This is a genomic window from Stenotrophomonas sp. AS012628, from assembly GCF_010608305.1.
GTDB classification, from domain to species: domain Bacteria; phylum Pseudomonadota; class Gammaproteobacteria; order Xanthomonadales; family Xanthomonadaceae; genus Stenotrophomonas; species Stenotrophomonas geniculata.
Genome location: NZ_VMBJ01000046.1, coordinates 19808 through 40291, shown reverse-complemented (window position 1 = coordinate 40291; position 20484 = coordinate 19808). Strand labels below are relative to the sequence as shown.

Sequence of the window (20484 nt, the reverse complement as noted above, 5' to 3'; positions counted from 1 at the left end):
ACATACAGCGTAGGAGCCGGGAGGAACATACAAGCATGGCCCGACTCTACAAAGAGCGGCTATCGCCGCCCTTCCACCGTCATGCGCACCGCCAGCCCGGCCAGTACCGTGCCCATCACCCAACGCTGCACCATCTGCCAGGTGGGGTGCGCGGCCAGGAAGCCGGCGATGCTGCCAGCGGTCAGCGCGATCATGCCATTCACGCTGACACTGACCAGGATCTGGGTGGAGCCCAGCACGATCGACTGCATCAGCACGCTGCCTTCGCTGTCCGGGTGCAGGAACTGCGGCAGCAGCGACAGATACATCACCGCCACTTTGGGGTTCAGCAGATTGGTCAGGAAGCCCATCGTGAACAACTTGCGCGGGCTGTCCTGCGGCAGGTCGCGCACTGCAAACGGCGAACGGCCACCCGGCTTGAGCGCCTGCCAGGCCAGGTACAGCAGGTACAGCGCGCCGCCAATGCGCAGCGCGTCGTAGGCGAACGGTACCGTCATCAGCAGGGCGGTGATGCCCAGCGCCGCGCACAGCATGTAGAACACGAAGCCCAGCGCCACCCCGCCCAGCGAGATCAGTCCCGCCATCGGCCCCTGGCAGATCGAGCGCGAGATGACGTAGATCATGTTCGGCCCGGGCGTGATCACCATGGCCAGCGAGAGCAGTGCAAAGGCCAGAAGGTCGGAAGTGGCGGGCATGGGTGGTCCTGGCGGTGGGCGTGGCGCAGTGTAGCGCCTGCCATGGGCGGGGCCTGCGCAGGCACCGCTGCCAGGTGGCCATTGCACATGCGTTCCGATGGCCGTCACGCCGGTCGCATAAAATTACCGGACCCCACACACCGAAGCACCCCCATGACCCCGATCCCCGAGACCGTGCCGCCCACCGAAGTGCGCATGGCCGAAATCGTCTTCCCGAACCACACCAACCACCTCGGCACCCTGTTCGGTGGGCAGGCACTGGCGTGGATGGACAAGGCGGCCTTCCTGGCCGCCGCCCGCTATTCGCGCCGCACGGTGGTGACCGCGCGCAGCGACCAGGTCGACTTCAAGCTGCCGATCCGCATCGGCCAGATGGTCGAGACCATCGGCCGCATCGTCGAAGTCGGCCGCAGCTCGATGAAGGTCGAGGTGGAGCTGGTCGCCGAAGACCTGCATAGCGGCGAGCGCAAGCTGTGTACCCGCGGCCACTTCGTGATGATCGCGCTGGACGAGGAAGGCCACCCGATCGCGGTGCCACCGCTGCCGGCGGCCTGACCCGGCCAACGGACCGGCGCTTGCGGGGGCGCCGCCGCGCCCCCATCTGGCAGCCATGACCCCGCCACTGACCGACTTCATCGACCGCGCCCAGCGCCTGTTCGTGCTGACCGGCGCTGGCTGCAGCACCGCCTCGGGCATTCCCGATTACCGGGATACCGACGGCCAGTGGAAACGCACGCCGCCGGTGACCTACCAGGCCTTCTTGGGCGAGGTGGCCACCCGCCAGCGCTACTGGGCGCGCAGCCTGCTGGGCTGGCCGCGCTTCGGCCTGGCCCGGCCCAATGGCACCCACCAGGCCCTGGCTGCCCTGGAAAGCCGCGGCAAGCTGCAGGTGCTGCTGACCCAGAACGTGGACGGCCTGCACCAGCGGGCCGGCAGCCGCAACGTGATCGACCTGCATGGCCGACTGGATCGGGTGCGCTGCATGGGCTGCGAACGCCGCAGCGGCCGCGAGGACTTCCAGCAGCGCCTGCTGGACGCCAATCCGGGCTGGGACGCGCTGGAGGCCGGTATCGCCCCGGATGGCGATGCCGATCTGGAGACCGATTTCTCCAGCTTCGTGGTGCCCGATTGCCCGTCCTGCGGCGGCCTGCTGAAGCCGGACGTGGTGTTCTTCGGCGAAAACGTGCCCCGTGAACGCGTGGCAGCGGTGCATGAGCACCTGCAGCAGGCAGACGCCGTGCTGGTGGTGGGTTCTTCGCTGATGGTCTATTCCGGTTTCCGCTTCGTGCAGGCGGCGGCCAGGGCAGGGCTGCCGGTGGCGGCGCTGAACCGCGGCCGCACCCGTGCCGACGACCTGCTGCAGTTCAAGGATGAGCGGGACTGCGCTGAGGCGCTTGCAGGGCTCGTTACCGGGTAGCGCCGGGCCATGCCCGGCGGAAACGGGGTGCCGCGCCGCACGTTCGCCGGGCATGGCCCGGCGCTACCCATCATGCGTCCCCGCGAAACAGCGATCCATCCAGATGGTTGATCCGCGAGCCGCGCGGCGGTGCAATACGCACCCCCTACGTCGTTCATCACCGTCTTGAGCCAGCTGTTCTCGCCGATTTCGTTCGGCCCCCTGACCCTGTCCAACCGCATCGTCATCGCGCCGATGTGCCAGTACTCCGCCGAAGACGGTCGCGCCAGCGACTGGCACGCCATGCACCTGGGCAACCTGGCGCAGTCGGGCGCTGGCCTGCTGATCCTGGAAGCCACCGCGGTCGAGCCGCGCGGCCGCATCAGCTGGGCCGATCTGGGCCTGTGGGACGACGGTACCGAAGCCGCGTTGGCACAGGTGCTGGCCAGCGTCCGCCGCTGGTCGCCGATGCCGCTGGGCATCCAGCTCGGCCACGCCGGCCGCAAGGCCTCGGTGAAGCGCCCGTGGGACGGCGGCGGCCAGTTGCCAGCCGATGATGCGCGTGGCTGGTCCACCGTGGCGCCGTCGCCGCTGCCGTTCCATGCCGGCGATCCGGCACCGCAGGAACTGGACGAGGCCGGCATCGCCGAGGTTATCGCCGCCTTCGCCGCCAGTGCGGTGCGCGCCGAGCGCCTGGGCTTCGAACTGATCGAGCTGCATGCCGCGCACGGCTATCTGCTGCACCAGTTCCTGTCGCCGCTGAGCAACCGCCGCACCGATGGCTATGGTGGCTCGCTGCCGAACCGCCTGCGCCTGCTGGTGGAAGTGTTCGACGCGGTGCGTGCGGTAGTGTCCGACAAGGTCGCCGTGGGTGTACGCATTTCCGCCAGCGACTGGGTCGACGGTGGTTGGGATCTGGTGCAGAGCGAAGCGCTGGGCCAGGTGCTGGACGCGCGCGGCTGCAATTTCCTGCATGTCTCCAGCGGCGGCCTGGACGAGCGCCAGAAGATCACCGTCGGTCCGGGCTACCAGGTGCCGTTCGCGGCGGCAATCAAGGCCAAGGTGCGCATGCCGGTCATCGCTGTGGGCATGATTACCGAGCCCGAGCAGGCCGAATCGATCCTGCGCCATCGCCACGCCGATGCCGTGGCCCTGGCGCGCGGCATCCTCTACGACCCGCGCTGGCCGTGGCATGCCGCCGCCGCGCTGCGCGACAGCGTGGAACCGGCGCCGCAGTACCTGCGCTGCGAGCCGCGCGACGCGCGCGGCGTGTTCAAGGCGCGCTGAGGCTCACACCCGCCAGGCCGGCGCCATGCCGGCCTGCAGGTGCTCGAACAGCGCGCGGATCTTGGCGGTGAAGTCGCGGCGGTCGCTGACGCAGAAATAGACCTCCATCGGCTCCGGGCGCCACGCCGTGTCGGCGCCGAACACCGCCTGCAGGCGGCCATCGCGCAGGTAGGGCTCGGCCACGAATGCGGCCAGCCGGGTGATGCCGGCACCGGTCGCGGCAAGCGTTGCCAGTGCATCGATGTCATCGCAGACCATGCTCGGCGGCAGTGCGGCGTCCACGCGCTGGCCATCCTTCAGCAGGCCCCAGCGCAGCGGCCGGCCATCGGTGGGGAAGCGGTGCAGCAGCCCGCGATGACCGCTCAGCTCGGAGGGCTGCTGCGGGGTGCCGTGCGCTTTCAGATAGGCCGGCGAGGCACAGAACACGAAGGGCACGCGTGCCAGCTGCCGTGCGACCACGCCATCTTCCAGCTGCGCACCGATGCGGATGCTGGCATCCACCGCTTCCGGGCCATGCTGCACGGCGCGGTCGGTCAGGCGCAGCTCCAGCTGCAGTTGCGGGTAGCGCTGCTGCAGCGACGGCAGCAAGGGGGCAAGCACATGGCGGCCGAACGCGCTGCTGCTGGCGATGCGCAGCGGCCCGGCCGGTTCGATGTCACCGGAGGTGACCATCGCCTGCGCGCGCGCCAGGTCGGCTTCGATGTGGCGCACCTGCGCCAGGTACAGCGTGCCGGCCTCGCTGAGGGCCAGCTGGCGCGTACTTCGGTTCAGCAACCGTACCCCCAGATGCGCCTCCAGCCGGTTGATGTTCTGGCCGACTGCGGTGGCGCTGATGCCAAGGATGCGGGCCGCGGCAGCAATGCTGCCGGTCTCTGCGGTGCGGGTGAAGCTGCGGATCAGTTGCAACAGGTTCATGACCGACCAGCTTGCCACGGGGAGTTCCAAGTATCGCTTGGGACTGAACCAAGCAGGTCGGTTGCATCCGTGATCATCCGGCCGCTGGGCAGGGCGCTGCCCTACACTGTGGCGATGCGCCCCGATTCCATCCTTACCCTGTCCTGCCCCGACCGTACCGGTATCGTCTACCGCGTGTCCGGCCTGCTGTTCGACCACGGCTGCAACATCCTCGACGCCCAGCAGTTCGGCGACGAGGAGAGCGGCCGCTTCTTCCTGCGCGTGCATTTCGACCGCGATGCCAGCCTGCCGCTGGACACGGTGCACACCGCCATGGCCACGTTGGCGGCCGACTTCGGCATGGACTGGCAGCTGCACGACGGCCGCCGCCGCGCACGCCTGCTGGTGCTGGTCAGCAAGCAGGGGCACTGCCTCAACGATCTGCTGTTCCGTGCCCACAGCGGCCAGTTGAAAGTCGACATCGCGGCAGTGGCGTCCAACCACGCCGATTTCGCGCCATTGGCCGCGTCCTACCAGGTGCCGTTCCACCATCTGCCGGTGACCGCCGATACGCGTGCGGTGCAGGAGCAGCAGATCATCGACCTGGTCGAGCGCGAGCGCATCGATCTGGTGGTATTGGCGCGCTACATGCAGATCCTGTCGCCCACGCTGTGCCGCGCACTGGCCGGCCGTGCGATCAACATTCACCACAGCTTCCTGCCCAGCTTCAAGGGCGCGCAGCCGTATCACCAGGCGCACGCGCGCGGGGTCAAGATCATCGGTGCCACCGCGCACTACGTCACCGAGGATCTGGACGAAGGCCCGATCATCGAACAGGACGTGGCCCGCGTGGACCACGCGATGGCGCCGCGCGAACTGGTACGGCTGGGCAGCGATACCGAATCGCTGGTGCTGGCGCGCGCGGTGCGCCGCCATGTGGAGCACCGCATCCTGCTCAATGGGCACCGAACGGTGGTGTTCCGGTAATCGCCCATCCCGCGTCCGCCGGGCATGGCCCGGCACTACCGAATCCTGATTTCATCCAGTGAAAAGCCCCCGGTTCGGCCGTCCCGCGATCTGTAGGGGGGCGTAGTTGGGGGGCTGGATGAATCGATTGTGTTGTCGTGGGCAGGAGCGCGCAAGCGGCATAAGCGACGTGCGCGGTAGCGCCGGGCCATGCCCGGCGGTCGCCCGTCAGGCGATCGCGATCCCCGCCTTGCCCAGCGCCTCGCGCACCATCGTATCGTTGGCCTCGGTCACCGGCCGGGTCAGCTCCCACAGGAACTTCACCCGGAAGCCGGACTTCACCGCGTCCTGCGCGCTCCACAGTACGCAGTAGTCGCGGGCCAGGCCGCACACATGCACTTCGCGGATGCGGCGCTCGTGCAGCCAGCCGGCCAGGCCGGTAGCTGGGCGCTCGCCATCGGGGCCATGGTTCTCGCGGAAGGCGCTGTACGAATCCACCTGTTGGCGCGTGCCCTTGCGCAGGATCAGGTCGGCCACGGTCCAGTCCACATCCGGGTGCAGGGCGGCACCGGCGCTGCCCTGCACGCAGTGGTCCGGCCACAGGGTCTGCGGCTGCGCGTGCAGCAGGATGCTCTCGAAGGGGCGTTGGCCAGGATGCTGGCTGGCGAACGAGGCATGGTCGGCCGGGTGCCAGTCCTGTGTCGCCACCACGGTGCGGTAGCGGCGCTGCGCCAGCAGATCGGCAATCGGTGCCACCAGCGCATCGCCCTGATCGCAGGCCAGCGTACCGCCGGGCATGAAGTCCGGCTGCAGGTCGATCACCAGCAGGGCGACGTCGGCGGGCAGGGCGGTCATGGCAGATCCACTACAACGTAAAGGGGCGACCAGCGTGGCCGCCCCGGCGGCACAGGTCAATCGTCCTGCGGCGTCCCAGCGTCCTGCCCGTAGTACAGCAGGCCGATCTTGATCCGTTCCCGGCCGTTCTCGCGGCGATGGCGGTTGGCATCGCGCAGCGAGTACACGCAGCCGCAGTACTCCTGCTGGTAGAACTGCTCGCGCTTGCTGATCTCGATCATGCGGCTGGCACCGCCGCCCTTGCGCCAGTTGTAGTCCCAGTACTGCAGGCCCTCGTAGCGCGACGCGGCGCGGATGCCGCAGTCGTTGATCTGCGCCATGTTCTTCCAGCGCGAGATGCCCAGCGAAGAACTGATGGTGTCGTAGCCGTGTTCGTGCGCGTACAGCGCAGTGCGCTCGAAACGCATGTCGAAGCACATCGTGCAGCGGATGCCGCGTTCGGGCTCGTTCTCCATGCCGCGCGCACGGCTGAACCAGTTGTCGGTGTCGTAGTCGCAGTCGATGAACGGGATGTCGTGCTGCTCGGCGAAGCGGATGTTCTCCTGCTTGCGCAGCTCGTATTCCCTCACCGGGTGGATGTTGGGGTTGTAGAAGAAGATCGCGTAGTCGATCCCGGAGGCGGTGATCGCCTCCATCACTTCGCCGGAGCAGGGCGCGCAGCATGAATGCAGCAGCAGGCGCTTGCCGTCGGCGGGCAGGGTCAGGGTAGGGCGTTGGAGCTCGGTCATCGTCAGGTACCGCATGGACCGCCGGCAACGGCGGTGGCCCATGCATCAGCGCGTGGGTGAACAGGTCTGGCCGGATACCGTGAACAGGACGCGCGCGGCCGCATCGCCTGCACGCGCAGGACAACGACGGCCCCGGCAACCTCCCCGCGGAGATTCCAGGTCGAATCAGGGGACGGTCGTGTCCCCCGGCCGGGGCCGGTATTCGGGCTGATGGACACGGGCCGCAGCCCACCTACTACCTGCCGCTTCCCAGGCGCGAGCCCAGTGCTGTTGGCAGGATTCGTTTCCATTCACCGCTGCGGGGCAGCTCCGGAATGGGCGCGCGAGGCGCCTTCACCGGATTCCCGTTTAAATCCCGGCCGCCATCCAGCCACGGCAGGGATACCTTCGGCGCGCCCACGGTGGACGCGTCGAGGCCAATGGTCAAGGGCCAATCAAAGCGCAGGGCTGTGGCTCGTTTCTCAGGCTGTGAGAGCCCCTCTTGCCATACTGTGCGTCGACAGACGGGAGGTGGCTCGTGGCGGCGAAGTACTGCGATCTGGTCATGAAAGGCGGCATCACCAGCGGCATCGTGTACCCCAATGCGGTACTGGCGCTGGCGCGCGAGTATCGCTTCAAGAGCATCGGCGGCACCTCGGCCGGCGCTATTGCTGCGGCGGTGGCGGCTGCGGCGGCCTGCGGTGATCGCCGCCAGCAGGCGGGCGAACACCTGCCTGGCGATGCCGGCTATGGCGGGTTGTCGGCGGTGTCGGCGCAGCTGTCGCGGCGCGGCTTCATCTACAGCCTGTTCCAGCCGGCACGGGGCGCGCGTGCGGCCTATCGGCTGCTGGTGGTGCTGACCGGCAATGCCCGCCTGCCGCACAAGCTGCTGTGCCTGGCCGTTGCCGTGTTCGAGATCGCGCCGCTGGAAGTGCTGGTGTCGCTGGCGCTGCTGCTCGGCCTGGGCTGGTGGGGCGGTGGCTGGAGCGGCGTGGCCGCCACGCTGCTGCCGTCGCTGCTGTGCGCGTACGGTGCCGGCGTGGCCGGTGCCGCGCTGCGGGTCGCGCGTGTGGCGCGGCGCAACCTGCTGGGCCTGTGCAGTGGACTCGGCCGCGATGCACGCACTCCGGCACTGACCGAGTGGCTGCACGAGTGCCTGCAGCAGTTGTCCGGCAAGCCGCTGGATGCACCGCTTACCTTCGCCGACCTGCACGATGCACCGCGCTATGCCGGCGAGCCGGACAGCCCGCATGCGATCAGCCTGCAGATGATCACCACCTGCGTGTCGCACAACGAGCCGCGTACGCTGCCGCTGGGTGGCGCGCAGTTCTGGTTCCTGCGCGAGGAGTTCGAGCAGCTGTTCCCGGCCAGCGTGGTGCAGTGGCTGGTGGATCAAGCTAGCCCGCCGTTGGAGGTGGAGGGGCGACGGTACTACCACCTGCCGCAGGGCCCGAAGCTGCCGGTGCTGGTGGCCACGCGCATGAGCCTGAGCTTCCCGTTGCTGATCAGCGCGGTGCCGCTGCATGAGCCCTCGCGGCGCGAGCGTCGCTGCGAACCCACCGCGCCTGCCGCCGACCAGGAGCACAACGTGGCCGACAGCATGGAAGGGCTGACCAGTGCCGGGCAGACCTGTGGCCCGGTGATCACCGCCTTCCGCATCTGCTGGTTCTCCGATGGCGGCATCAGCAGCAACTTCCCGATCCATCTGTTCGATGCCGCCTTGCCGCGCTGGCCGACCTTCGCCATCAACCTGGTCTACCCGCAGCACGCTGAAGAGGTGAGCCACGGCAGCAGCGGCCGCCAGTCGCTGGAACACGCGGTGTTCCTGCCCACCGAAAACCGTCATGGCTGGCAGCGCACCTATCAGTCGATCGCCACGCCGCTGGCGGCCGCGGAACTGGGGCGTTTCCTGTTCGCGGTGGTGGCGACCATGCAGAACTGGCGCGATCTGCTGCAGGCGCGCGCGCCGGGTTACCGCGACCGCATCGTGCACGTCAGCCTGCAGGGCGACGAAGGCGGCATGAACCTGGACATGCCGCAGGAGGTGCTGACCCGCATCGCCGACAAGGGCAGCCTGGCGGGCGCGCGCTTCTGCTCATTCTCGTTCGAGAACCACTACTGGATCCGCTGGCGCAACCTGGCCTCGGCCTACCAGCGCTACACGCTGGAAGTGGCGCGCACCGATGACCCGGCGCAGCAGGTGCTGGCCTACCGCGCGGCGTACGCGATGGTTGCCACTGGCCAGCCGACGCCACCGTCATACAAGCTGGGTTCGGAAGACAAGCGGCTGGCCTCGCAGCAGCTGTGGGGGTTGATGGTCGAACAGGGTCGCAGCTGGGAGGACCTCGGCCCCGACCTCACCGACGGCGCACCGCGTCCGTTGCCGCAGATGAAGGTGACGCCGATCTACTGACCCGGTAGTAGATCCACGCCTTGCGTGGATGGAACCCCATCGAAATCGAATATTTCGAACGTTCATCGAAGAACATCCACGCATGGCGTGGATCAAGCGTGTCGACCAAGGTCGACACCTACCAGAGCAATACGTCGTTCCGACAGATGGAAGGAAACTGTCGAAGGCGGGGTGGTGTCGGATTGCGGGGTGTCCGCGGCATGGATGCCGCGGCCAAGCCCCCAGGGACGGGTTCACGGCGTCCCCGCAATCCGACACCGCCCCGCCATCCCACGGAATGCCAGCTTTTGCTGTTGCTGTTGCTTCGGCTTCGGCTTCGGCTTCGGCAGGTGCAGGGCGCAGCCCTGCCGAACCAACCCTACCGCCCCGGCAATTGCGCGAACGCGCGCTGCATGCAGTCCTCGCGCGGGCACACCCGGCAGCCCGGGCCAATCGACACCGAATTGCCCGGGCTCTGCACATCCAGCCCCAGCGAATACACCAGCCGCTCGGCATGCTGCAGGTCGCAGCCCAGCGCCACCGCGAAGGTCTTGCGCGGCTGGCCATGCCCCACCGGCCCGCTGCTGACCTGCCGCGCCAGCCAGAAATGGCGGCGCCCATCGGGCATGCGCGCCGTCTGCGTAAGGATGCGCCCGGGCTGGTTGAACGCCTCGTAGACGATCCACAGCGGGCACGACCCACCCACCTGCGAGAAATGGAAATCGGTGGCCGAATGGCGCTTGGACACATTGCCCGCACGGTCCACGCGGATGAAGAAGAACGGCAGCCCCGGCGCACTGCGCCGTGCCAGCGTGCTCAGCCGATGGCACACCGCCTCGAAGCCGACGCCGAACTGATGCGCCAGCAGTTCGATGTCGTAGCTGCTGGCCTCGGCCGCACGCAGGAAGCGCATGTACGGCATCACCAGCGCGCCGGCGAAATAGTTCGACAGGCCGATGCGCGCCTGCGCGATGCGTGCCTCATCGGTGAAGCCGGCACGCGCCACCACCGCATCGATCTGCGGCAGGTAGCCGTGCAGGGCCAGTTCGGCGGCCATCTGGAATGCCTGCTGGCCCGGTTCCAGGTAATCGGGCAGCCACAGCCGCCGTGCACCGGCATCGAACTGGCGCTTCTCGCGCCCGGCCTGCAGCGCCGCCACTTCCACCAGCACGCCATGGCGGTCGGCCAGCAGCTGGCGCAGGCGTGGTGCCACATGCCCGGGCGACAGCCCCCACTCGGCGAACAGGCGCTCGGCCAGTTCGTCCAGCTCGGGGATGTGGTTGTGCATGCGGTTGAAGAACTCGCGCACCTGGTCACCGGCGGGCAGGGTGCTGCCGGCACCCGGCTCGCCCAGCTGGAATTCCAGGGCGGCGGCATGTTCGCGCAGCGCCAGGTGGCGCCGATGCAGGTCCAGCAGGGCGCGGCTGACCTGCGGCAGGTTGCCGGCCAAGGCGCGCAGCTCGGTCGCGCTCACCTCCGCCAGGCCCAGGTCGCGCAGGGTCTCGCCCAGTGCCTCCTGCAGTGCGGCGGGCTCATCTTCGTCGAACAGCGAGGAAACGTTGCCCAACACCTCACCCAGCTTCTTCTGCACCGCCGGCGTCAACGGGCGCTTGTTACGCTCGATCTGGTTCAGGTAGCTGGCCGACAGCCCCAGCGCACGTGCCAGGTCGGCCTGGCTGTAACCACGCTGCTCGCGCAGCCGCAGCAGGCGCAGGCCAAGTTGTCGCTGGGTGGCTGAATAATTCACAGAATTAACATGAATCGTCTGGCGTGTTGGCCAGATTAAGCGGATTCAGCCCGGAAATCGAGGTGGGTGCTGTGAATAATGCCAAGCATCTTTCGAGCCCGTGGGATTGTCATCATGACTGTTGCAGCGCCCCGTATCCGCATGCTGATCGATGGCCAGTTCATCGAATCGGCCACCTCCCACTGGCAGGACGTGATCAATCCGGCCACCCAGGACGTGCTGGCCAAGGTGCCGTTCGCCACCACCGGCGAAGTGGACGCCGCCGTCGCCGCCGCCAAGGAAGCCTTCAAGACCTGGCGCAAGACCCCGATCGGCACCCGTGCACGCATCTTCCTGAAGTACCAGCAGCTGATCCGCGAGCACATGAGCGAGCTGGCCCACATCCTCACCGCCGAACAGGGCAAGACCCTGCCGGACGCCGAAGGCGATGTGTTCCGTGGCCTGGAAGTGGTCGAGCACGCCGCCGCCATCGGCAACCTGCAGCTGGGCGAGCTGGCCAACAACGTGGCCAATGGCGTGGATACCTACACGATCATGCAGCCGCTGGGCGTGTGCGCCGGCATCACCCCGTTCAACTTCCCGGCGATGATCCCGCTGTGGATGTTCCCGATGGCCATCGCCACCGGCAACACCTTCATTCTCAAGCCGTCCGAGCAGGACCCGATGGTCACCATGCGCCTGGTCGAACTGGCGCTGGAAGCCGGCATTCCGAAGGGTGTGCTGAACGTCGTCCACGGTGGCGAGGAAGTGGTCAACGCGATCTGCGACCACCCGGACATCAAGGCTGTGTCGTTCGTGGGTTCCACCCGCGTCGGCACCCACGTCTACAACCGCGCCTCGCTGGCCGGCAAGCGCGTGCAGTGCATGATGGGCGCCAAGAACCACGCTGTGGTGCTGCCGGACGCCAACAAGGAACAGACCCTCAATGCGATGGTCGGTGCTGCCTTCGGCGCCGCTGGCCAGCGCTGCATGGCCGCCTCCACCCTGGTGCTGGTCGGTGAAGCACGCAACTGGGTGCAGGATCTGGTGACCAAGGCCAAGACCCTGAAGGTCAGCGGCGGCACCGTGGCCGGCACCGATGTCGGCCCGGTCATTTCCTGCAGCGCCCGCGAGCGCGTGGAAGGCCTGATCGCCTCGGGCGTGGAGCAGGGCGCCAAGCTGGTGCTCGATGGCCGCAAGCCGCAGGTCGATGGCTTCGAGAAGGGCAACTTCGTCGGCCCGACCATCTTTGCCGGTGTCACCCCCGACATGCGCATCTACCAGGAAGAAATCTTCGGGCCGGTGCTGGTCATCCTCGAAGCGGAAACGCTGGAAGACGCCATCGCGATGGTCAACAGCAACCCCAACGGCAACGGCACCGCACTGTTCACCCAGTCCGGCGCCGCCGCGCGCAAGTTCCAGGAAGACATCGACGTCGGCCAGGTCGGCATCAACGTGCCGATCCCGGTGCCGGTGCCGTTGTTCTCGTTCACCGGTTCGCGCGCGTCCAAGCTGGGCGACCTGGGCCCGTACGGCAAGCAGGTGGTGCTGTTCTACACCCAGACCAAGACGGTCACCGCGCGCTGGTTCGATGACGAAACGCTGAGCCACGGCGTCAACACCACGATCAGCCTGAAGTAACGGCAGGAGCAGCCATGAGCCACTCGATGACGACGGAACTGGAAGAAGCGCAGCAGGCGTACCGCGAGGCTGCGCGCGACTTCGCACAGGCCGAACTGGCGCCACACGCCGCGCGATGGGATGCGGAGGGCATCTTTCCGCGCGAGGCGATCGCCAAGGCCGGTGAACTGGGCTTCTGCGGTCTGTACATGGACCCGGAAGTGGGCGGCAGCGGCCTGAGCCGACTGGACGCCGCCGTCGTCATCGAGGAGCTCGCCAACGTCGATCCGTCGACCGCGGCCTACATCAGCATCCACAACATGGCCTCGTGGATGGTGTCCACGTGGGGCCAGCCGGCACTCCGCGATGCGTGGGGCACCGACCTGTCTTCGGGCAACAAGCTGGCCTCGTACTGCCTGACCGAGCCGGGCGCCGGTTCCGATGCGGCCTCGCTGAAGACCACCGCCGTGCGCGATGGCGACTTCTACGTGCTGAACGGCGCCAAGGCCTTCATCTCCGGCGCCGGTGCCACCGAACTGCTGGTGGTGATGGCGCGTACCGGCGGTGCCGGTGCAGGTGGCGTCAGCGCCATTGCAGTGCCGTCGGACCTGCCGGGCATCAGCTTCGGCCGCAAGGAAGAGAAGATGGGCTGGAACAGCCAGCCCACCCGTGGCATCACCTTCGAAAACGTCCGCGTGCCGGTCAGCCACCTTCTGGGAGAGGAAGGCGGCGGCTTCAAGCTGGCGATGAAGGGGCTCGATGGCGGCCGCATCAACATCGCTGCCTGCTCGCTGGGTGCCGCGCAGGGTGCGCTGGATGCCGCACGCCGCTACATGGGCGAGCGCCGCCAGTTCGGCAAGGCGCTGGCCGATTTCCAGGCGCTGCAGTTCAAGCTGGCCGACATGGCCATCGAACTGGTCGCGGCGCGGCAGATGGTGCATACCGCTGCACGCAAGCTCGATGCCGGTGCCAGCGATGCCAATGTCTGGTGCGCGATGGCCAAGCGTTTTGCCACCGATGCGGGTTTCAACGTCTGCAATGAAGCACTGCAGATCCACGGTGGCTACGGCTACATCCGCGAATACCCGATCGAGCGCCTGCTGCGTGACTGCCGCGTGCACCAGATCCTGGAAGGCACCAACGAGATCATGCGGGTGATCGTTGCCCGTCACCTGCTCAACACCGAAGAGGAACTGCGATGAAGGATTGGCGTACCCAGGAGCACGTGGGCCTGAAGGTCGAGGCCGACGGCCACACCGCCGTGGTCACCCTGAACAACCCGCCGGCGCACACCTGGACCGTGCACAGCCTGTCGGCGCTGCGCGACCTGGTCGGCGCGCTCAACGCAGACCGTGACGTCTACGCACTGGTGATCACCGGTGACGGCGAGAAGTTCTTCTCCGCCGGTGCCGACCTCAACCAGTTCGCTTCAGGCGACAAGGCCGCCGCACGCGAGGCCGCGCGCCGCTTCGGCGAAGCCTTCGAAGCGCTGTCCGGGTTCCGTGGCGTGTCGATCGCCGCGATCAACGGCTACGCCATGGGCGGTGGCCTGGAATGCGCGCTGGCCTGCGACCTGCGCATCATCGAAGACCACGCCCAGGTCGCGCTGCCGGAGGCCACCGTTGGCCTGCTGCCGTGCGCCGGTGGCACCCAGAACCTGCCGCGCCTGGTGGGCGAGGGCTGGGCCAAGCGCATGATCCTGCTGGGTGAGCGCATCACTGCCGAGACCGCACTGCGCATCGGCCTTGCCGAAGAAAAGGTCGGCAAGGGCGAAGCCAAGGCACTGGCGCTGGAATGGGCGAAGAAGGCCGGCAAGCAGAGCCCGACCAGCATCGCCGCCTGCAAGACCCTGGTGCAGTCCACCCGCACCGGCACCCACGCCTCGGCGCTGGTGGCCGAGCGCGAAGCCTTCGTCGATCTGTTCGATACCGCCGACCAGGTCGAGGGCGTGACTGCCTTCCTGGAAAAGCGCACCGCGCAGTGGAAGAACGCATGAGCACCGACACCGCTGCCGACAACGCACCGGTGCTGTTCGAAGAGCGCGTGGCCGGCAACGGCACGCGTATCGGCATCGCCACGCTCAACGCGCCGCGCACGCTCAATGGTTTCTCGCTGCCGATGGCGCACCTGTTGCTGAAGCAGCTGAATGCCTGGGCCGATGACGACGGCATCGCCATGGTGGTGCTGCAGGGTGCCGGTGAGAAGGCGTTCTGCGCCGGCGGCGACTTGCACAGCCTGTACAGGAGCATGGTTGCCTTCCGCGAGGCCGGCCGCAGCGACATCCGCGAGAACGACTACGCCGCCGAGTTCTTCGACGTCGAATACCGCGTCGATTACCTCATCCACACCTATGCCAAGCCGATCCTGTGCTGGGGCCATGGCATCGTGATGGGCGGTGGCATCGGCCTGATGTCCGGCGCCAGCCACCGCGTGGTCAGCGAGCGCTCCAAGTTGGCCTTCCCGGAAATCACTGTTGGCCTGTTCCCCGATGTCGGTGGCAGCTGGCTGCTGCCGCGCGTGCCGGGCAAGGGCGGCCTGTTCCTGGCCCTGACCGGCGCGTTGCTCAATCCGGGCGATGCCATCTATGCCGGCCTGGCCGATGTGCACGTGGCTGAAGAACGCCGCAGCGCGGTGTTCGATGCGCTGCTGCAGGTGGCCTGGTCGGGCGATGCCGCACACAATCACGAACGCCTGACCCATCTGCTGCAGTCGCACGCCAGTGACGCCGCCACCGGCCCGCTGCTGGCCCATGCCGCGCAGGTCGATGTGCTGTGCGAGGGCGATGACCTGCCCGCGATCATCAACCGCATCAGCATGCTGCAGACCGACGATGCGTGGCTGCAGGCGGCACAGAAGACCCTCGCTGCTGGTGCGCCGGGTTCGGCGCGGCTGGCCTTTGAACTGCAGCGCCGCAGCGCCGGCCAGGACCTGGCCAGCGTCTACCGGCTGGAGTACATCACCGCGCTGCACTGCGCCGCCCACGGCGATTTCGCCGAAGGCATCCGCGCGCTGCTGATCGACAAGGACCGCAATCCGCAATGGAACCCGGCCACGCTGGCCGAGGCCAGCGGCGCGTGGGCCGACACCTTCTTCGCTTCCCCCTGGGCCGATGCCGCGCATCCGCTGGCCGACCTGGGCACTCCCCTTGTTGAAAGGAGCCTTGCATGAGCCGCATTGCATTCATCGGGTTGGGCAACATGGGTGGCCCGATGGCCGCCAATCTGGTCAAGAACGGCCATACCGTGCGCGTGTTCGATCTGGTCCCGGCCGCGGTGCAGGCCGCCGTCGATGCCGGCGCCAGCGCGGCGGCATCGGCGCGCGACACCCTGGCCGATGCTGAGGTGGTGATCTCGATGCTGCCGGCCAGCCGCCACGTGGAAGGCGTGTACCTTGGCGACGACGGCATTCTCGCCACGATCCCGGCCGGTGCACTGGTCATCGACTGCAGCACGATCGCACCGGCCAGCGCCCGCAAGGTCTCTGAAGCGGCTGCCGCGCGTGGCCTGCAGATGATCGACGCGCCGGTATCCGGCGGTACCGCCGGTGCCCAGGCCGGCACCCTGACCTTCATCGTCGGTGGCGAAGAGGACGCGCTGGAACGCGCGCGCCCGGTGCTGCAGGCGATGGGCAAGAACATCTTCCACGTGGGCGCCAGTGGTGCCGGCCAGGTGGCCAAGCTGTGCAACAACATGGCGCTGGGCGTGATCATGGCCGTCACCGGTGAAGCCATCGCCCTGGGCGTGGCGCACGGGCTGGACCCGAAGGTGCTGTCGCAGATGATGGCAGTCAGCACCGGCCGCAGCTGGGCCACCGAAGTGTGCAACCCGTGGCCGGGCGTGCTGGAGAATGCGCCGGCCTCGCGCGGTTACAGCGGCGGCTTCGGCAGCGACCTGATGCTGAAGGACATGGGCCTGGCGGTGGAAGCGGCGATGAGTGTCGGCGCCTCGATCCCGCTGGGCGAAGTGGCCCGCAACCTGTACTCGATGAACCACCAGGCCGGCCGCGGCAAGCTGGATTTCTCCAGCGTCGTGCAGCTCATTACGAGCGAGAAGTGACCTGGTAGTGCCGGCCGCTGGCCGGCAACCTCATGTCCCCGTGCGGGACAACGAAGGTGGGATGGGCGGATGTTCGGTTTCGACCGGCATCCGCCCATTTTTATTTGACAATCCATTTTGTTCAGGATCTTATGTGTCCCAAGTCCCGGGACGCGGGACGCTTTGGGGTGGGCTCATGATCAAAGGTCAAGATGTCGTTCTGCTTCTAAGGCTCATCAGCCTTTGGAAGACTGACGCAGGTAGCCAACTACACCTCCGATCCAGGAACTGGCAGGGGTGGGAGTATGCGCAACATGAGGACTGGCATTGGGATCACAGTAGACCCGGATTCGAGAATCACTGGCGCGGGCTCTTCACCGTTAGGCAGTTGGCAGGTGACACAGGCATTAGCAAGAGCCAAGTTGGCTTGGCTCTGAATCGATGCCTCGACAATGGGCTTGCCTTTCCTGATCGAAGGACAGAGCTCCTGAAGACAAATGTGCCGGCTCTTCTGGGGGTGTTGGTGCACGCTTCCAGATTCATTTTCCCCGTCCGCCCTGGGCTGATTACCCGGGGAATCGCAACCGCAATGAGCGCCCCTGTCCTTGCGGAACATCTGGCGACAGTTGGTGAGCACTTGCTTGTCTGGCCGAGCGTGACAGGAAGTAGTCATGGGCAGTCAATCGAACCGCTTATTCCCACGGTCCCTCATGCTGTTAAATCGGATCCCCTGCTCTACGCGATGCTTGCGTTGACAGATTCATTGAGAGTGGGGTTACCCCGAGAACGGGCAATTGCGGAAGATCAACTGGCATCAATCATGAATCTACCCGAAAAGGCGAGGCTTTGAACCAGTGAATCAGTATGCGGTGCAGGATCACAGGCAAATGATTGAAAAGGTGGCTAGGGCGCTCGGGAGCGAACTACGGTCAAAAGTTGCATTCATCGGTGGATCAACCACGGGACTACAACTTACAGACCCACTGGCGATGCATAACATCAGGCATACCAAGGATGTAGATCTTATAGTGCCGGTTATCGGACGAGTGGATTGGCAGCTTCTGCAGGAGAAATTGAGGGCGCAGGGATTTCACGACAAGCTGCATGAGCAAACTCCGGTCTGCGCCCTCTTCCTCGGCGATCTGAGGGTCGACTTCATGCCGTATGACGCCGAGATTCTTGGATTCTCGAATCAATGGTACGAACGAGCGCTGGCTGCCGCACAGCCAGCCCTGGTTGGCGAAACCGAGATTCGCCTTGTAACGCCGGAGTACTTCCTGGCGACGAAATTGGACGCGTACAAGGGTAGGGGAAATGGCGATGTATGGTCGAGTACTGACATCGAGGACGTGATCACCTTGTTTCAAGGCCGAGCGGAGCTCGTACAGGAGGTGGCGGACGCCCCTGAAGATGTGCGGGATTTCATCAGGGCTGAAATCGGTGCGCTGCTGGCAAGTGATGGTCTGCAGTACGCAGTCGAAAGCGCTGCAAGTGATCGGGCAGTACGTGATCTCATCTACTCAAGAATGGAGAAGGTAGTTGAGTAATGGGATAAGGTGGCCCGTTTGGACCAGCCGAAGGGGGCTCGAGCGAGAATGGAATCACGATGCTGGTGGGCTATCAATAGTTGATAACCAAGCAATCGCGGTCATAGTAGATGAATTCACGTCGTCGCCTTCCCGAGGAAGGATGGCACGTGAACTCGTCTGCCGGTTGTTGCAGTCATGGTATGGGGCACCCACAGTCGTTGGCGCAGAGGTGTCACTGATGATGCAGTCGGTCCACACAGAACTGCGGCATCAGTACAGGCAATCGATGGCTGCCTACGGAGTTTTGTTGACTGAGAAGGGAAGTCAGGCCGCCTCCGTCCTGGTAGCTGGAGACTGTCGAATTGGCTCGCTGAGAGATGGGGGGGTGGTCTGGTTGACGCGTCCCCATACCAAGGAAGAAACGTTGATTCAGATGGGAGAGAAGCCGGCTCCCGGAGACCGATCAACAGTCACACGCTGCTTCAAGCCGCGTCGCTGGATGGAGCCAGAAACAGTGACTCTGGAACAGAACGACGATATGACATGGGCCATCTCCACCGACGGCTACAGTTCAACCACTCAGGTTGGCGATCCATTTCAATCCGACGATGACGCCAGTTGCATCATCTTTTCCTGGGCTGGAATCGGAGAGCCCGACACGACAGATGGGAACTGGTACACGGTTCCTGGTTGAGAGTCGTACAAATCGCCGGATCGGAGCTCGGAATAGCATCCGATCCGGCGAATTTGGCTTTGTGCATTGACCTAATCAGGCGACGACCAGCGTCACGTCGATGTTGCCGCGGGTGGCATTCGAGTACGGGCACACGATGTGCGCCTTCTGCACCAGCTCTTCCACCTGCTCGCGCGGCACGCCCGGCACGTTGATGGTCAGCTCGGCCTCGATGCCGAAGCCGGTCGGGATCTGGCCGATGCCGACCTTGCCGGTCACGGTGGTGTCGGCCGGCAGCGCGACCTTGGCCTGGCCGGCCACGAACTTCAGTGCGCCCAGGAAGCAGGCGGAGTAACCGGCCGCGAACAGCTGCTCCGGGTTGGTGCCCGGGCCACCCGCGCCGCCCAGCTCGCGCGGGGTCGACAGCTGGATGTCCAGCACGTTGTCGGAAGAGACGGAACGACCTTCACGGCCGCCGGTGGAGGTGGCCTGGGCGGTGTACAGAACCTTTTCGATGGACATCGGGATGCTCCTGGTCAGTGGGTGGGTGTTGCGTTGGAGCCTACTTTGCCCGGTTTTCGCGTACGTTGGGTTGCAATGCGTACGAAAAACTTGATTGATCGTCCTGTGGGCCTAGATCGTCCATTCGCGATCGGTGGTGAACATGATGGTCAGCCAGCGGTCCGGCGAAGCCTCGCCCAGCGCATCGCCGATCTCATCACGCAGCTGGTCCCATTCCACCAGCGGCCGCGGCGGGTCGTCCTCGCGCACCACGAAGAACAGCTCGATCTGCTCGCCACGCCCCACCTGCGCCACATAGCTGCGGTGCTCGACGAAGCCATGCTTGGCGACGATGTCGCGCGCCACCGCATCCACGTGCGCCTGCAGCTCCGGCGGGGTGACCAGCAGGATGCCGGCCAGCGCGCGGCGCACGGTACCGAGCGGGGCGATCATCACCAGCACGCAGACGAAGGCGAGGATGGCCGGGTCGATGTACGGCCCGACCCAGGCCCACGAGGTGCCCTGCACCAGCACACCGCCGAGGAAGGCCAGCAGGTAGCAGGCCGACATGCTGGCCGCGATCACCCAGTTCTTCGCATCCAGCGCGATGAATTCCGAACCGATGCGGCGGTTGGCGCGCAGGATGAACCACGCCAGCGCGCCTTCGCCCACGATCGACAGCCCGGCGAAGGCGATGGCCGGGCCCAGCGCAATGTGGCGGCCCCCGGACATCAGTGCATCCACCGCATTGACCAGGGCATACAGTGCCGCACCGATCATCAGCGTGCCGCTGACCCCCAGCACGATCGGCTCCAGGTGCCAGAAGCCCATGGTGAAGCGCTGGTTGAGCCGCGATTGCAGCGCGTCGGTCTGGGTGGACAGCGCGATCAGCCGTGCCACCAGCAGCGACAGCCAGGTCATCACCACGTCGATCAGGCCGTAGATGCCGTCGAAGATGATCAGCGAGGAATTGGCCAGCAGGCCGAACACCACTGCGGCGGCGGCCAGCAGCAGCGAGGCGGCGATCGACAGGCGCAGCACGCCTTGTTCGGTGGCGGGGTCGAAGAACTGCGGGCGATCAGTAGCCATGCCCCGATTGTAGAGCGGCGCCATGCCCCGCGGCCTTTCGCGGTCGGTCGCGCTACCTTCGTGCGGCCGCTTCCCGTAGACTGCGCCCCTCCCAACGCACCGACGCCCGCCTGCAGTGAT

Annotated in this window: 19 protein-coding genes and 1 riboswitch; of the genes, 12 read left to right on the top strand and 7 right to left on the bottom strand. The window is 66.3% G+C overall.

Annotation, left to right across the window (positions count from 1 at the left end; all coding sequences use genetic code 11):
• Positions 1 to 59: 59 nt before the first annotated feature.
• Positions 60 to 695, bottom strand: a complete 636-nt coding sequence (locus G5A07_RS17590; RefSeq protein ID WP_049454320.1) for a LysE family translocator — start codon at positions 693 to 695, stop codon at positions 60 to 62.
• A 153-nt stretch (positions 696 to 848) separates the two neighbouring features.
• On the opposite strand from G5A07_RS17590, the gene G5A07_RS17585 reads away from it, so the two are divergent.
• The 3 genes from G5A07_RS17585 to G5A07_RS17575 all read left to right on the top strand — a co-directional run bounded on the left by G5A07_RS17585 (position 849) and on the right by G5A07_RS17575 (position 3378).
• Positions 849 to 1250 (top strand): acyl-CoA thioesterase, encoded by a 402-nt coding sequence (locus tag G5A07_RS17585; RefSeq protein ID WP_004153688.1) that lies wholly within the window; start codon positions 849 to 851, stop codon positions 1248 to 1250.
• A gap of 55 nt (positions 1251 to 1305) precedes the next feature.
• A complete protein-coding gene (locus tag G5A07_RS17580; RefSeq protein WP_191863703.1) occupies positions 1306 to 2112 on the top strand; it encodes an NAD-dependent protein deacetylase in 807 nt (268 codons plus the stop codon).
• Between the two features lie 165 nt (positions 2113 to 2277).
• Positions 2278 to 3378 carry an NADH:flavin oxidoreductase/NADH oxidase gene (locus G5A07_RS17575; RefSeq protein ID WP_191863702.1) on the top strand — a complete coding sequence of 367 codons (1101 nt, stop codon included), beginning with the start codon at positions 2278 to 2280 and terminating at the stop codon, positions 3376 to 3378.
• A 3-nt stretch (positions 3379 to 3381) separates the two neighbouring features.
• Here the strand turns inward: G5A07_RS17575 and G5A07_RS17570 are convergent, their stop codons facing one another.
• Entirely contained in the window at positions 3382 to 4293 is a 912-nt protein-coding gene (locus tag G5A07_RS17570) for a LysR family transcriptional regulator (protein ID WP_191863701.1), read from the bottom strand.
• A gap of 114 nt (positions 4294 to 4407) precedes the next feature.
• Here G5A07_RS17570 and purU point away from each other — a divergent pair, with 114 nt between their 5' ends.
• Positions 4408 to 5259, top strand: coding sequence for a formyltetrahydrofolate deformylase (gene purU, locus G5A07_RS17565; protein ID WP_191863700.1), 852 nt, complete (start codon positions 4408 to 4410; stop codon positions 5257 to 5259).
• Between the two features lie 207 nt (positions 5260 to 5466).
• On the opposite strand, the gene pncA is transcribed toward purU, so the two are convergent.
• Both pncA and G5A07_RS17555 read right to left on the bottom strand, forming a co-directional pair.
• Positions 5467 to 6093: a bifunctional nicotinamidase/pyrazinamidase gene (gene pncA, locus G5A07_RS17560; RefSeq protein ID WP_191863699.1), complete on the bottom strand. Its 627-nt coding sequence runs from the start codon at positions 6091 to 6093 to the stop codon at positions 5467 to 5469.
• A 56-nt stretch (positions 6094 to 6149) separates the two neighbouring features.
• Positions 6150 to 6821, bottom strand: a complete 672-nt coding sequence (locus tag G5A07_RS17555) for an epoxyqueuosine reductase QueH (RefSeq protein ID WP_191863698.1) — start codon at positions 6819 to 6821, stop codon at positions 6150 to 6152.
• Between the two features lie 175 nt (positions 6822 to 6996).
• Positions 6997 to 7211: riboswitch (cobalamin riboswitch) on the bottom strand.
• 127 nt (positions 7212 to 7338) lie between these two features.
• Between G5A07_RS17555 and G5A07_RS17550 the strand changes: the two genes are divergently transcribed.
• Positions 7339 to 9213: a patatin-like phospholipase family protein gene (locus G5A07_RS17550; RefSeq protein ID WP_316248768.1), complete on the top strand. Its 1875-nt coding sequence runs from the start codon at positions 7339 to 7341 to the stop codon at positions 9211 to 9213.
• 358 nt (positions 9214 to 9571) lie between these two features.
• Here G5A07_RS17550 and G5A07_RS17545 read toward each other — a convergent pair whose 3' ends face one another.
• Entirely contained in the window at positions 9572 to 10939 is a 1368-nt protein-coding gene (locus G5A07_RS17545) for a short-chain fatty acyl-CoA regulator family protein (RefSeq protein WP_191863697.1), read from the bottom strand.
• Positions 10940 to 11053: 114 nt separating this feature from the next.
• Here G5A07_RS17545 and G5A07_RS17540 point away from each other — a divergent pair, with 114 nt between their 5' ends.
• From G5A07_RS17540 to G5A07_RS17510, 7 genes are all read left to right on the top strand, one after another.
• Complete coding sequence (locus tag G5A07_RS17540; RefSeq protein WP_010487017.1) at positions 11054 to 12559, top strand: CoA-acylating methylmalonate-semialdehyde dehydrogenase; 1506 nt, start codon at positions 11054 to 11056, stop codon at positions 12557 to 12559.
• Between the two features lie 14 nt (positions 12560 to 12573).
• Positions 12574 to 13740: an acyl-CoA dehydrogenase family protein gene (locus G5A07_RS17535; RefSeq protein ID WP_191863696.1), complete on the top strand. Its 1167-nt coding sequence runs from the start codon at positions 12574 to 12576 to the stop codon at positions 13738 to 13740.
• Complete coding sequence (locus G5A07_RS17530; RefSeq protein ID WP_191863695.1) at positions 13737 to 14534, top strand: enoyl-CoA hydratase; 798 nt, start codon at positions 13737 to 13739, stop codon at positions 14532 to 14534. Before G5A07_RS17535 ends, G5A07_RS17530 begins: the two co-directional genes overlap by 4 nt.
• Positions 14531 to 15706: an enoyl-CoA hydratase/isomerase family protein gene (locus G5A07_RS17525; RefSeq protein ID WP_191863694.1), complete on the top strand. Its 1176-nt coding sequence runs from the start codon at positions 14531 to 14533 to the stop codon at positions 15704 to 15706. The genes G5A07_RS17530 and G5A07_RS17525 overlap by 4 nt, the downstream gene beginning before the upstream one ends.
• The gene (gene mmsB / locus G5A07_RS17520) at positions 15703 to 16593 is read left to right on the top strand and encodes a 3-hydroxyisobutyrate dehydrogenase (protein ID WP_099589801.1); all 891 of its coding nucleotides are present in this window, start codon (positions 15703 to 15705) and stop codon (positions 16591 to 16593) included. Before G5A07_RS17525 ends, mmsB begins: the two co-directional genes overlap by 4 nt.
• A gap of 866 nt (positions 16594 to 17459) precedes the next feature.
• Positions 17460 to 18119 (top strand): hypothetical protein, encoded by a 660-nt coding sequence (locus G5A07_RS17515; RefSeq protein ID WP_171954746.1) that lies wholly within the window; start codon positions 17460 to 17462, stop codon positions 18117 to 18119.
• Between the two features lie 142 nt (positions 18120 to 18261).
• A complete protein-coding gene (locus G5A07_RS17510; RefSeq protein WP_171954745.1) occupies positions 18262 to 18795 on the top strand; it encodes a hypothetical protein in 534 nt (177 codons plus the stop codon).
• Between the two features lie 75 nt (positions 18796 to 18870).
• On the opposite strand, the gene G5A07_RS17505 is transcribed toward G5A07_RS17510, so the two are convergent.
• The gene (locus tag G5A07_RS17505) at positions 18871 to 19296 is read right to left on the bottom strand and encodes an organic hydroperoxide resistance protein (protein ID WP_005411948.1); all 426 of its coding nucleotides are present in this window, start codon (positions 19294 to 19296) and stop codon (positions 18871 to 18873) included.
• A 111-nt stretch (positions 19297 to 19407) separates the two neighbouring features.
• Positions 19408 to 20388, bottom strand: coding sequence for a cation transporter (locus G5A07_RS17500; protein ID WP_171954744.1), 981 nt, complete (start codon positions 20386 to 20388; stop codon positions 19408 to 19410).
• Between the last annotated feature and the right edge of the window lie 96 nt (positions 20389 to 20484).